Here is a 12,193-nt window from a genome sequence, read left to right on the forward strand (position 1 = left end):
CCGGCGGGCGAGGCGGCTTGGCTACGGGCGACGAGAACAGAAACGTCGATGAGCGGCCGGCGCGCGCGCCTGCGGCCCAGCGTTTTCTACCGCGATGGATGATGTCGAACGCCATGGCGGCGGCGGCTTTGGCCGGGGCCGTCGGCGTCGCGTTCGTGACGACGTGGGTGCTGCTGTCGCCGTTCGTCGAGGAGGTCGATCCTGGCCTCCTGACGGGCATGATCGTCGCCAATGTGGTGATCGCGGCGGCCTTCGCCATTCTGATCGGCCTGCGGCTCTGGCATGTCTGGTCCGACCGGCGCCATCAGCTCGCCGGATCTCGCACGCACATGCAGCTCGCGACGATGTTCTCCATCGTCGCGGTCCTGCCGTCGATCATCGCTTTCCTCTTCGCCTTCACCATCCTGCGCACGAGCCTCAACGACGTTTTCAGCGACCGGATCGAGCGGTACCACGACACCGCGCGCGACCTCGCCAACGCCCTCGTCGAGGAGAAGGCGGGCGATCTTGAAACGGCGATGCGACTCATCGCTCTCGACATCCGGCGCAATGAGGAAGCCGGCCTCGGCCTCGAAGCGACGCCGATCAGCTTCCGGCAGTATCTTTATCAGCAGGCCCAGTTTCGCGGGCTTTCCGCGCTCTATCTGCTCGACGGCGAGGGGCGGCTGCTGGTGCGCGCGGAAGTGGAGGAGGGCGTCTACAATCTTCCTTCGGCCGCCGCGCTCAAGAATCTGAACGTCGGCGGCGCAGCGCCAGGCGAGCTGTTCCTGTTCGGAGCGAACACGGAATCGCAGTTCGACATCTTTCGCGGCGGGCTCAGTCTCGCTCACTATGGCGGCGGCTATCTCATCGGCTATCAGCACGCCGATCCGGAGATTTCGCGGCGACTTTACGCCGTGACGGCCCTGCGTTCGGACTGGCGCGAGGCCGAACTCGGCCGGGCGCGCGCCGAGAACGTGTTTCTGGCGGGCTATGTCATTCTGGCGATCATCATCCTGTCCGGCGCGATCTGGCTCGGCCTGTGGGCGGCCACGCGAATCGTGCGCCCGATCGGGCGGCTCGTCGCCATGGCGGACAGGGTCTCCTCCGGCGACCTCGGCGCGCGGGTCGAGGTCTACAAGTCGGACGGCGAGCTCGGCGCGCTGGCGCGCTCCATGAACCACATGACCGCGCAGCTCCAGACGCAGCGCGACGATCTGATCGAAACGAACCGCCAGTTCGACCGCCGCCGCCGGTTTACCGAAGCCGTGCTGTCGGGCGTGTCGGCCGGCGTGCTCGGCGTGTCCGCCGAGGGCCGAATCACCATCGCCAACCGGTCGGCGGCGGATCTCCTCGGCGTCGACGGCGACCGGCTCGTCGGCGCGCGGATCAGCGAGGTGCTGCCTGAGCTCGACTCCATGCTCAACAGCCTGTCGGGCGTGTGCAATGTGGAAGCGGCCGAGCAGATCGAGCTCGTCCGCAACGACAGGCGGCGCACGTTCAACGTGCGGATCGTCGGCGACGAGGTCGAAGGCGAGCGCAATCTCGTCGTCACGTTCGACGACATCACGCAGCTCATCGCCGCCCAGCGCAACGCCGCCTGGGGCGACGTGGCCAGACGCATCGCCCATGAGATCAAGAATCCGCTGACGCCCATTCAGTTGTCCGCCGAGCGGCTGCGTCGCAAGTATCTCAAAGAAATCAAGGATAACCCGGAAGTTTTCGACCGCTGCACCGACACCATCATCCGGCATGTCGGCGACATCGGCCGCATGGTGGACGAGTTCACCTCCTTCGCGCGGATGCCCAAGCCGGTGATGGCGCGCGAGGACGTGCGGGAGCTGGCGCGGTCGGCTATCTTCCCGCAGCGCGTCGCCTTTCCGGATATCGATTTCGCGCTCGAGACCCCGGACGATCCGGCGTGGGCGCGCTGCGACGGCCGCCTGATCGTACAGGCGTTGTCGAATCTTCTGAAAAACGCCGCCGAATCGATCGCCGCGCGCGCGAGCGCGGAACCGGACGGCGCGCCCGGCAAGATAAAGGTCGTCGTCGCCCCGGCTCGCGACGGGATCGTCGTCGACGTGATCGACAACGGCGTCGGTCTTCCGAAGGCGGAGCGTCACCGCCTCACCGAACCCTACATGACTACGCGGGCGAAGGGCACGGGGCTCGGCCTCGCCATCGTCCGCAAGGTCGCGGAGGAACATGGCGGCAGGCTCGCCTTTGACGACGACGATTCGCTAGGTTCGACCGGCGCCCGCGTATCGCTCCTGCTGCCGACGGAGGCGCGAAGCGTCGGCGAGGAGCCGGTCAAGGCGGCCGCAGAATAAGGGCGTATGGGGAAGAGCGGGGAAGGACTGGGAAGCGTATGAGCGTAGACATTCTTATCGTTGACGACGAAGCCGATATCCGCGAGCTCGTGACGGGGCTTCTCGAAGACGAAGGGTTCAGCCCCCGATCTGCGGCCAACTCCGCTGAAACATTCGCGGCGGTGCGCGAGCGCGTGCCGGCGCTCGTCATTCTCGACGTATGGCTTCAGGGCTCGCAGCTCGACGGCATCGAAATCCTCGAAGAGCTCAAGCGGATTCATCCTGAGCTTCCCGTCATCATCATATCCGGACACGGAACGATCGAAACCGCGGTCGCCGCCATCAAGAAAGGCGCTTATGATTTCGTCGAGAAGCCGTTCAACGCGGACAGGCTCATTCTCGCCGTGAACCGGGCTCTGGAGGCCGCCCGTCTCAGGCGCGAGGTCTCGGAGCTGCGCGAGCGAGCGCCGGACTGGGGCCTGATCGGAAGCTCGTCGAGCGTCAACGCTTTGCGCAACGTCATCGAGCGCGTCGCCGACACGCGCTCGCGCGTGCTCATTTCCGGCCCGCCCGGCTCGGGCAAGGAGATGATCGCCCGCCTCCTCCACGCCAATTCGAGCCGCGCCGCGCAGCCCTTCATCGTCGCGAGCGCCGCCATGATCGCGCCGGAACGCATGGAAGAAGAACTCTTCGGCTTCGAGGCGCGCGACGGCAGACCCGGCGCCGTCGGACTTCTGGAGCGCGCCCATGGCGGTACGCTCATGTTCGACGAAGTCGGCGACATGCCGCTTGAGACACAAGGCAAGATCCTGCGCGTGCTCGTCGATCAGCGTTTCAAGCGCGTCGGCGGCGACACGCCGGTCTCCGTCGACGTGCGCATCATCTCCACGACCTCGCGCGACCTTCTGGCCGAGGCGGCGGAGGGGCGGTTCCGCGAAGACCTTTACCATCGGCTCAACGTGGTGCCGATCGCCGCGCCGTCGCTCGCCGAGCGGCGCGAGGACATTCCGGCGCTCGTCGCCTATTTCATCAATCGCATCGCCCGCGCCATGACCCTTCCGAAGCGGACCTTGACGCCGGAGGCGCTCGCGGCGTTGCAGGCCTATCACTGGCCGGGCAACGTGCGCCAGCTTCGCAACGTCATCGAACGCACCCTCATTCTGATGGGGCGCGAAGACTGCGGCGACATCACATGCGAGCATCTGCCGCCGGAGATCATCGACGCGGGCCTCTCGATCCCGGCGGGCGAAGGGCTCGAACAGATCATCGCGCTCCCGCTCAGGGAGGCGCGCGAGCGCTTCGAGCGCGAATATCTTATTGCGCAGATCAACCGATTCGGCGGCAATATCTCGCGCACGGCGGCCTTCATCGGCATGGAGCGCTCTGCGCTTCACCGCAAGCTGAAGGCCCTGGGCGTCAACGGGCAGGCGCGGGTGGAAAGCGTTTAGCCGGCCCCATCCGGAGCTTGGAGAATCATGCGCGTAATCGTTTGCGGCGCCGGTCGCGTCGGCTATGGCATCGCGCGGCGGCTGGCGCGTGAGAACAACAGCGTCACGGTCATCGACCAGTCGAAGGAGCTGGTCAGGACAGTCGTCGAACGACTCGACGTCAGGGGCGTGGTCGGAAACGGTTCGTATCCGGACGTGCTGTCCGAAGCCGGCGCCCGCGAGGCGGACATGCTCATCGCCGTCACCTATTCCGACGAGGTGAACATGATCGCCTGCCAGATCGCCCACGCGCTATTCAATGTGCCGACGAAGATCGCGCGAATCCGCGCTGGCGGCTATCTCGATCCGCGCTACTCCGACCTTTTCAGCCGCAACCAGATACCGATCGACGTCATCATTTCGCCCGAGCGCGAAGTTTCGGAAGCGATCATGCAGCGCATGTCGACGCCGGGCGCCTTCGAGACGAAATCATTCGTGGACGGCAAGGTCTGGGCCGTGGGCGTGAAGCTGCGCGACGACTGTCCCATCGTGAATACGCCCTTGCGGCAGGTCGCCGAGCTTTTTCCGGACCTCAAAATCACCATCGTGGCGATCAAACGCGACGATCACATGTGGCGCGCCCACGCCGAAGATCAGCTCGCCGGCGGGGATGAAATCTATTTCGTCGCTGATCGCGACGATGTCGGCCGCGCGCTCGAAATCATGGGCGAAGCCGAACGCCAGGCCCGCCGCGTGATCCTCGTCGGCGGAGGCAATATCGGTCTTTACGTGGCGCGCGGTCTCGAAAAGATGGGGGCCATGAAGATCCGCTTGATCGAGCGCGACCGGAAGCGCGCCGAACAGATCGCCGAAGAGCTCGAACGGGCGGTGGTCCTCCAGGGCGACGGGCTCGACCGCGCCCTGTTACGCGAGGCGGGCGTGGCGGACGCCGAAACCGTGGTCGCCGTCACTGACAATGATCAGGTCAACATTCTCGCCTCGGTCGTGGCCAAGCGGGAAGGGGCGCGGCGCGCCATGGCGCTTATCAACGATCAGGACTACGGTCCCGTAGCGGAAGCGGTCGGCGTCGACCGACATATCGACCCGCGGGCGACCACGATCTCGACCATTCTTCAACACATACGACGCGGGCGGATCAAAGGGGTTTACTCCCTATCGGACGGCCAGGCGGAGCTGATCGACGCCGTGGCGCTCGAAACATCGCCGCTCGTGAACAAGCCCCTGCGCGAGGCGCATCTGCCCGAAGGCGTGATGATCGGCGCCGTCTGTCGCGACGACAAGGTCGTTATGCCCGCCGGCGATACGGTCATCAACCCGGGCGACAGGGTCGTGCTGATGGCGCTGCGCGAGCATGTGAAGGACGTCGAGCAGATGTTCCGGGTGAGCCTTGAGTATTTCTGATCCCCGCTCCAGCAACATCCGGGCGTGAGCCTTTAGGTTTCGCTTCAACGATCGCCGAAGGGGGCCGCTCATAGGACTCGTCGCCGTCACCCGCGCTTTCGGCGCCGCCCTGATCGTCCTTGGGGCCGCCATGCTCGCGCCGTTTCTCATCGCGCTGGCCGAGAACGGGCGCGCAGCGGGCGCATACGGATTCTCCGCCTGCCTGACCGTGCTCGCCGGGGCGGGCGCCTATATGCTGAGCGCCGGCTGGCGGCGGCGGACGGATTTGCGTTCGGCCTTGCTGGTCGTTCTGCTCTGGTGGGCGGGCGCGCCGGTTTTCGCCGCCTTGCCGCTGTGGCTGGGCGGGCTTGATTATTTCGACGCCTATTTCGAAGCGGTCTCGGCGCTGACGACGACCGGCGCGTGGCTGTCGCGGGAGGCTGTCTACGCCGACGCAGCCGGCGCGATCTGGCGGGCCGAGCTGCAATGGCTGGGCGGCCTCGCCTCGATGTCGATCGCGGCGGCCATTTTCATCCGGCCGGCCTTCATCGGCGTCGACACGCTGCTGCCGCCCTTCTCGCGGGGGGATCGCGATTCCGACCTGCGCGCGCTGCGAAGCGCCGTCGCCGCCTTTTACCGCGCTTACGCGCTCATAACGTTCGTGTGCTTTCTTCTTCTGCTGGCGGCCGGCGCCGAGGTCTTCGACGCGGCTGTCATGGCGATGTCGGCCGTGGCCTCCGGCGGCATGATTCCGCATGCGGACGGGCTTTCCGGTTACGTCTCCGCCGTCTCGGGCGTTCTGTTCGCCTTCATTCTCCTGAGCGGGGCGAACTTCATTCTTGTGGCCCGCCTGTTTCGGGGCGCGCGCCGCCAGATGCGGGACGTCGAGACCGGCGTCTACGTATTGATGGTGCTGATCGTAGGCGTCCTGCTGTGGCTGACGTCGGGGGCCGGGGACGTGGATCTCGCGCCGGCGCAGATTTTCAACGCGGCGAGCCTGCTTTCGACCAGCGGCGTGCTGATCGGACGCGAACCGGCGCTGACGGTCGCGCTCATCACGGCGATCATCGGCGGAGCGGCGGTGTCCACCGCCGGCGGGTTCAAGGTGTTGCGCTGGCTGGTCATCATGCGTCGCGGGCGGGAGGAGCTGCGGCGGCTGATCTCGCCCAGCGCCGTTTTCGGCGTCTCGCGCGTGGCCGACGAGCTCGGCGTATGGATGCACTTTCTGATGTTCACGATGACCCTGGCCGCCCTGCTGCTCGCCGCGACAGCGGCGGGACACGCTTTTGAGACCGCCGCGACGGCGGCCACGGCGGTCCTGAGCAATACCGGTCCCTTGCTCGCTCTTGCCGAAGGCGGCGCGGAGGATTACGCGATCTTCGACGGCCCCCTGCGCGCGCTTTTCATTATCGGCATGATCCTCGGCCGTCTCGAGGCGGTCGTGGCCCTGGCGCTCGTCAACCGCGCCTTCTGGAGGAGTTGAACGCGCATGCCGCGCATCGCTTATGTGAACGGCGCTTATGTTCCGCTGGCCGAGGCGGCGGTCAATGTCGAGGATCGCGGCTATCAGTTCGCGGACGGCGTCTATGAGGTCTGTCTCGTGGTCGGCGGGCGCTTCTGGGACGAAGAGGGCCATCTCGACCGGCTCGACCGATCCCTCGCTGCGCTGGAGATCGCCCCGCCTGTCGGCCGGCGCGCGCTGCGGCTGATTGCAAGCGAAGTCCTGCGCCGCAACCGGCTGCGCGACGCGCTTGTCTATATTCAGATCACCCGCGGCGTCGCCGCGCGCAATCACGCCTTCCCGATGCGCCCGGTGCCGCCCTCGCTCGTAGTCACGGCGAAACGGTTCGATCTTGAAAAGAGCGAACGCCTGGCCGCCATCGGCGTGTCCGTCGTCACGGCGCCCGACATCCGATGGGGGCGGGCGGACATCAAATCGGTCTCGCTGCTGCCGAACGTGCTCGCCAAGCAGGCTGCGGCGAAGGCCGGCGCGACGGAGGCCTGGCTCGTGCGCGACGGCAAGGTGACGGAGGGGGCTTCCTCCAACGCCTGGATCGTCACCGAGGCGGGCGAGATCGTCACCCACCCGGCGACTCATGAGATCCTCAGCGGCATCACCCGGCGCACGGTGATTGATTGCGCTGAGGCGCTCCAGCTCAAGGTCGTGGAAAGGCCGTTCTCCGCCGCCGAGGCGCTCCGGGCGCAGGAGGCGTTTCTCACCTCCGCCACCAATCTCGTCATGCCGGTGGTCGCCATCGACGGGCGGAAAATCGGCGGCGGGCGGCCCGGACCGATGGCGAGGCGGCTGCGCGAGGCCTATATCCGCCATTGCGCCGGGCGTTGACGGTCCGCGCCGAGAAGCGGGTTGCCTTCGCCGGGAAGGCGCGCCACTATGATTGTGCGGTGCAAAACTGCGATGGATGACGAATTAGGCGAGTCAAAAATGACCGAGAAAAAACAAAACCTTCAAGACACATTCCTAAACCATGTCCGGAAGGGAAGAGTGCCCGTCACGATTTTTCTGGTGAACGGCGTGAAGCTCCAGGGCGTGGTGACCTGGTTCGATAATTTCTGCGTTCTGCTGAAGCGGGACGGCCAATCCCAGCTCGTCTACAAGCACGCGATTTCCACTGTCATGCCGGCGAGCCCCGTGACATTGTGGGAAGGCGAAGAATCCGAGTAGCGAGGCGTTGTCTACGGTTCAGTCTGACCTCACCAAGGCGCTTGTCATCCATCCCGCCCTTGCCGGCGCCGCGGATTTGCGCAGCGAGCAGGCGAGGCTGGAGGAAGCCGTGGGGCTGGCGGGCGCGATCGACCTCGAAGTCGCCCACGCCGCCGTCGCGCCGTTACACCGTCCCCGTCCGGCGACCTATCTCGGAGAGGGCAAGGTCGCCGAAATCGCCGCCATTCTCAACGCGCGCGATCCGCGGCCGGGGCTCGTGGTCGTCGATTGCGCGCTAAGCCCGGTTCAGCACCGCAATCTCGAGCGGGCCTGGAACGCCAAGGTTCTCGATCGCACGGCGCTGATTCTCGAAATCTTCGGGGCGCGCGCCCAGACGGCGGAAGGCCGGCTGCAGGTCGAACTCGCCCATCTCACCTATCAGCGCTCGCGGCTGGTGCGCTCCTGGACGCACCTCGAACGTCAGCGCGGCGGGCGCGGCTTTCTCGGCGGGCCGGGCGAGCGTCAGATCGAGGCTGACCGGCGCGCGCTTGCGGACCGGATCGACCGGATCAAGGAAAAGCTCGACCAGGTCCGCCGCACGCGCAGCCTGCAGCGCGCCAAGCGCAAGAAAGCGCCGCATCCGGTCGTCGCGCTCGTCGGCTACACCAACGCCGGCAAATCGACCCTGTTCAATCGCCTGACGCGCGCGCAGGTGCTGGCGAAGGACCTGCTTTTCGCCACGCTCGATCCGACCATGCGCGCGATCACGCTCGTCTCCGGCGAGCGGGTCGTGTTGTCCGACACGGTGGGATTCATCTCCGACCTGCCGACCCAGCTCGTCGCGGCGTTCCGCGCGACCCTCGAAGAGGTGCTCGAGGCCGACGTGATCGTGCATGTGCGAGACGCCTCCCACATCGACGCCGAAGCGCAGCGCCAGGACGTGCTCGCCGTTCTGCGCGAGCTTGGGGTGAGAGATGAGGGCGGCCCGCCCGTGATCGAAGCGCTGAATAAGATAGACCTTCTTGATGCGGAGGAAAAGCAGACGCTGCGCGCAGCCTGCCGCCTCTCGCGCGAGCGGGCGATTTTTGCGATCGACGAACCGGTGCGCGTCGCCATATCGGCCGTGACCGGCGAGGGCGTGGACGAGCTTCTTTCTCTCATCGACGATCTTGCTACGGAACACCGGGAGACTGTGACGGTCGCCGTGCCGGCGACGGACGGCGCGGCGCGCGCGCGGCTTTATGAAATAAGCACGGTCCTGTCGGAGGAGCGTACGGACGAAACTGCGCTCATCACCGTGCGAATCGCGGAAAAGCCGCGCGGGCAGTTCCTGAAATCGTTCCCGCACGCCCGCCTCGTCGCATCGGCGGTCGAGCAACGTTATCGCGCATGAAAGTGGATCCCCAGAAAGTCGCCGCGCTGATAGCCGAGATCGCCGCGGACGTGATCGAGCCGAAATTCGGCCGGCTCGCGCGCAGCGAAGTCCGGCGGAAATCGAGCGCGGTCGATCTCGTGACCGAGGTCGACGAGGCCGCCGAACGCGCGCTGGAGAAGGGTTTGCACGCGATCCGTCCGGATGCGGCGTTCGTGGGCGAGGAAAAGGCCGCGCGCGCGCCCGATTGCCTGAAGGCGCTTTCGGGCGAGGACGCGGTCTGGGTGGTCGACCCGCTCGACGGCACGCGCAATTTCGTCCAGGGCGTGCGCGAGTTCGGCTCGATCGTCGCCTTTGTCGAAGGGGGCGAGACCCGCATGGGCTGGATCCATGCGATCCCCGATCGGGTTTGCGCCTTCGCCGTGCGCGGCGAGGGCGCCGTGTTGGACGGCGAGCGGCTCCGTCCGGATGTGAAGCTGCGCCGGCCTTACGCGGGGTTCCGCTCGCTGGGTTGGCTCGACGAGGCGCGGCGCGAGCGCATCCGGGCCAATCTCGCCCGCCATTTCGAATCGCGACCCGCGCACTGCTCCGCATACGCCTATCTGAAGCTCGCCAGAGGCGAGGCGGACTTCAAGATTTCAAGCCGAATCCATCCGTGGGATCATCTCGCTGGCGCGCTGCTTCTGGAGGAGGCGGGCGGACGGGCGTCGTTTCTCGACGACGGGAAACGCCTGTCCCCGATGGCGGGCGTCGACCGGCCGTTTCTCGCCGTCGCGCCCGGCCGGGACTGGGCGGAGATCGCACGGCTCATTCTCGACTGACAAAGACGCTTGCTCACGCCGCGTGGTCGTCGCAACCAGAGGAAAACGCGCGGAAGGGGCAAGGATGGCCTACGAATTTTCCGGCAGGACATGCGTGGTGACGGGCGCCGGCTCGGGCATCGGGCGGGCGCTGGCGCTGGCGCTCGCTCGCCGCGGGGCTGTGCTCGCGCTGTCGGACGTCAACCCCGAAACCTTGGCGGAAACCGTCGCCATGGTCGGCGGACCGTCGCAAAAGGCGTTTTCCGAAAAGCTCGATGTGGCGGACGCCGCGGCGGTGGAGGCCTACGCCGCGGGGCTGCGCGCGCGTCTCGGCCCGGCCGACTACGTGTTCAACGTGGCGGGGCTGTCGCGCATCGGCCGCTTCCGACATACGCCGCTTGCCTCCTTCGAGAAGGTTATCGAAGTGAATTTCTGGGGCGTCGTGCGCATGTCGAAAGCGTTCCTGCCGCAGCTTCTCGAAAACGCGCGGCGGGCTCGTGAACATCGCCAGCATATTCGGCGTCATCGCCGTGCCGGGACAGGCGCACTATTGCGCGTCGAAATTCGCCGTGCGCGGCTTCAGCGAAGCGCTCATGTCCGAGCTCGAAGAGGACGGCGTGCGCGTGACCTGCGTCATGCCGGGCGGAGTCGACACGAATATCGCGCGCGCGGCGGCGGTCGACTCGCTGCCGCCGGACGCGCGCTCTCATGAAGACGTGGTCCAATCTTTCAAGAAAATGGCGATCACCAGCCCGGCGGAAGCCGCCGAGCAAATTCTCAAAGGCGTATCGAAAGGCGCCCGCTTCGTGCCGGTCGGGCGCGACGCGAAACGGGTCATGCTCATCCAGCGGCTTTTCCCGAAGACCTATATGAACATCATCCGTCGGCGCGGCGGCGACGTGCTGGACTGAGCGCGCCGCATCGGCCCGTCAGATCACGCCGTGCTTTTTTCCGACCCGCCGGAAGGCCTCGACCGCCTGGTCGACCTGCTCGTCCGTGTGCCCCGCGCACATTTGGGTGCGGATGCGCGCCTGTCCCTTCGGCACGACGGGATAGGAAAAGCCCGTCACATAGACGCCTTCGTCCATCAGGTCCGCGGCCATCGCCTGGGCGAGCCGCGCGTCGCCAAGCATGACCGGAATGATGGGATGTTCGCCCGGCAAGAGCTCGAAGCCGGCCCCGGCCATTCCTGCGCGAAAGCGCTCGGCGTTGCGGAACAGCCGCGCGCGCAGATCGTCGCCCTTGCGCACGATCTCGATCGCCCTGATCGATGCGCCGAGCAGAGCCGGGGTCAGCGCGTTGGAGAAGAGATAAGGCCGCGCGCGGTTGCGCAAAAGGCGGATGACGTCGGCCGAGGCGCAGACATACCCGCCCATGCCGCCGCCGAGCGCCTTGCCCAGCGTGCCGGTGAGGATGTCCACGCGCCCTTCGACCCCGCAATGGGCGGGCGAGCCGCGCCCTTCAGGCCCCATGAAGCCGGTCGCGTGGCAGTCGTCCACCATCACCAGGGCCTCGTACTTGTCCGCAAGCTGACAGATGTCTTCGAGTCGGGCGATATAGCCGTCCATCGAGAACACGCCGTCCGTGACGACGAGCTTCGCGCGCGCCCCGTCGGCGTCGGCCTGTCTGAGTTGACGCTCGAGGTCCTCCATGTCGGAATTGGCGAAACGATAGCGCTTCGCCTTGCACAGGCGCACGCCGTCGATGATCGAGGCGTGATTGAGCGCGTCGGAGATGATCGCGTCCTCGGCGCCGAGAAGCGGCTCGAAAACGCCGCCGTTCGCGTCGAAGCACGCGGCGAAAAGGATGGCGTCCTCATAGCCGAGAAAATCGGCGATGGCCTTCTCCAGCCGGCGATGGAGATCGAGCGTGCCGCAAATGAAGCGCACCGAGGCCATGCCGAAGCCGTACGCGTCCATTGTTCGCTTGGCCGCTTCGACGATTTCGGGGTGGTCGGCGAGACCAAGATAGTTGTTCGCGCAGAAATTGAGAACGCGCCGCTTTTCGCCCTTGTGAATCACTTCGATAACCGGCCCCTGCGGCGAAGCGATCTCGCGTTCGACCTTTTCAAGTCCCTGCTCGCGGATGTCGTCGAGGGTGTCGCGGACCCGATCGTAAAAAGCGTCGCGTGCGGTCATTGGGCGATTCCTCCTTCCATCGGGTCGGGTGTGCCAGCCCCGCCATGAGCGGTCAATCGCGCCCTCGCATCCCCGCGAGGCGGGCGAGCGTAACTGGTCGAGGGG

10 protein-coding genes and 1 pseudogene are annotated in these 12,193 nt (G+C 66.3%); 10 read left to right on the forward strand and 1 reads right to left on the reverse strand.

Going from position 1 to position 12,193, the window contains the following annotated elements:
- The first annotated feature begins 17 nt into the window (after positions 1 to 17).
- The 10 genes and pseudogenes from CHB64_RS12160 to CHB64_RS12205 all read left to right on the forward strand — a co-directional run bounded on the left by CHB64_RS12160 (position 18) and on the right by CHB64_RS12205 (position 10,861).
- Complete coding sequence (locus tag CHB64_RS12160) at positions 18 to 2,309, forward strand: sensor histidine kinase (RefSeq protein WP_089412888.1); 2,292 nt, start codon at positions 18 to 20, stop codon at positions 2,307 to 2,309.
- Between the two features lie 38 nt (positions 2,310 to 2,347).
- Positions 2,348 to 3,736, forward strand: a complete 1,389-nt coding sequence (gene ntrX, locus CHB64_RS12165) for a nitrogen assimilation response regulator NtrX (RefSeq protein WP_089412889.1) — start codon at positions 2,348 to 2,350, stop codon at positions 3,734 to 3,736.
- A gap of 27 nt (positions 3,737 to 3,763) precedes the next feature.
- Entirely contained in the window at positions 3,764 to 5,137 is a 1,374-nt protein-coding gene (gene trkA / locus CHB64_RS12170) for a Trk system potassium transporter TrkA (protein WP_089412890.1), read from the forward strand.
- A 130-nt stretch (positions 5,138 to 5,267) separates the two neighbouring features.
- On the forward strand, positions 5,268 to 6,599 hold the full coding sequence (locus CHB64_RS12175) for a potassium transporter TrkG (RefSeq protein ID WP_089412891.1): 1,332 nt from the start codon (positions 5,268 to 5,270) through the stop codon (positions 6,597 to 6,599).
- A 6-nt stretch (positions 6,600 to 6,605) separates the two neighbouring features.
- Positions 6,606 to 7,460, forward strand: coding sequence for a D-amino-acid transaminase (locus CHB64_RS12180; RefSeq protein ID WP_089412892.1), 855 nt, complete (start codon positions 6,606 to 6,608; stop codon positions 7,458 to 7,460).
- 99 nt (positions 7,461 to 7,559) lie between these two features.
- On the forward strand, positions 7,560 to 7,799 hold the full coding sequence (gene hfq, locus CHB64_RS12185) for an RNA chaperone Hfq (RefSeq protein ID WP_089412952.1): 240 nt from the start codon (positions 7,560 to 7,562) through the stop codon (positions 7,797 to 7,799).
- Between the two features lie 7 nt (positions 7,800 to 7,806).
- Positions 7,807 to 9,171 carry a GTPase HflX gene (gene hflX / locus CHB64_RS12190; protein ID WP_089412893.1) on the forward strand — a complete coding sequence of 455 codons (1,365 nt, stop codon included), beginning with the start codon at positions 7,807 to 7,809 and terminating at the stop codon, positions 9,169 to 9,171.
- Positions 9,168 to 9,971 carry an inositol monophosphatase family protein gene (locus CHB64_RS12195; protein ID WP_089412894.1) on the forward strand — a complete coding sequence of 268 codons (804 nt, stop codon included), beginning with the start codon at positions 9,168 to 9,170 and terminating at the stop codon, positions 9,969 to 9,971. Before hflX ends, CHB64_RS12195 begins: the two co-directional genes overlap by 4 nt.
- A gap of 64 nt (positions 9,972 to 10,035) precedes the next feature.
- Positions 10,036 to 10,659, forward strand: a pseudogene (locus CHB64_RS12200) (SDR family NAD(P)-dependent oxidoreductase); the annotation flags it as partial.
- A 7-nt stretch (positions 10,660 to 10,666) separates the two neighbouring features.
- A complete protein-coding gene (locus CHB64_RS12205) occupies positions 10,667 to 10,861 on the forward strand; it encodes an SDR family oxidoreductase (RefSeq protein WP_143266016.1) in 195 nt (64 codons plus the stop codon).
- 18 nt (positions 10,862 to 10,879) lie between these two features.
- On the opposite strand, the gene CHB64_RS12210 is transcribed toward CHB64_RS12205, so the two are convergent.
- On the reverse strand, positions 10,880 to 12,088 hold the full coding sequence (locus CHB64_RS12210) for a glycine C-acetyltransferase (protein ID WP_089412897.1): 1,209 nt from the start codon (positions 12,086 to 12,088) through the stop codon (positions 10,880 to 10,882).
- Positions 12,089 to 12,193: the final 105 nt, after the last annotated feature.

Origin of the sequence: Amphiplicatus metriothermophilus, assembly GCF_900199215.1 — a bacterium.
GTDB lineage: Bacteria > Pseudomonadota > Alphaproteobacteria > Caulobacterales > Parvularculaceae > Amphiplicatus > Amphiplicatus metriothermophilus.

What these genes read in the sequence shown, in the direction of transcription:
- hfq (WP_089412952.1), top strand. Translation starts at nt 7,560, where the DNA reads ATGACCGAGAAAAAACAAAACCTTCAAGACACATTCCTAAACCATGTC.
- trkA (WP_089412890.1), top strand. Translation starts at nt 3,764, where the DNA reads ATGCGCGTAATCGTTTGCGGCGCCGGTCGCGTCGGCTATGGCATCGCG.
- CHB64_RS12180 (WP_089412892.1), top strand. Translation starts at nt 6,606, where the DNA reads ATGCCGCGCATCGCTTATGTGAACGGCGCTTATGTTCCGCTGGCCGAG.
- CHB64_RS12210 (WP_089412897.1), bottom strand. Translation starts at nt 12,088, where the DNA reads ATGACCGCACGCGACGCTTTTTACGATCGGGTCCGCGACACCCTCGAC.
- CHB64_RS12175 (WP_089412891.1), top strand. Translation starts at nt 5,268, where the DNA reads ATGCTCGCGCCGTTTCTCATCGCGCTGGCCGAGAACGGGCGCGCAGCG.
- CHB64_RS12195 (WP_089412894.1), top strand. Translation starts at nt 9,168, where the DNA reads ATGAAAGTGGATCCCCAGAAAGTCGCCGCGCTGATAGCCGAGATCGCC.
- ntrX (WP_089412889.1), top strand. Translation starts at nt 2,348, where the DNA reads ATGAGCGTAGACATTCTTATCGTTGACGACGAAGCCGATATCCGCGAG.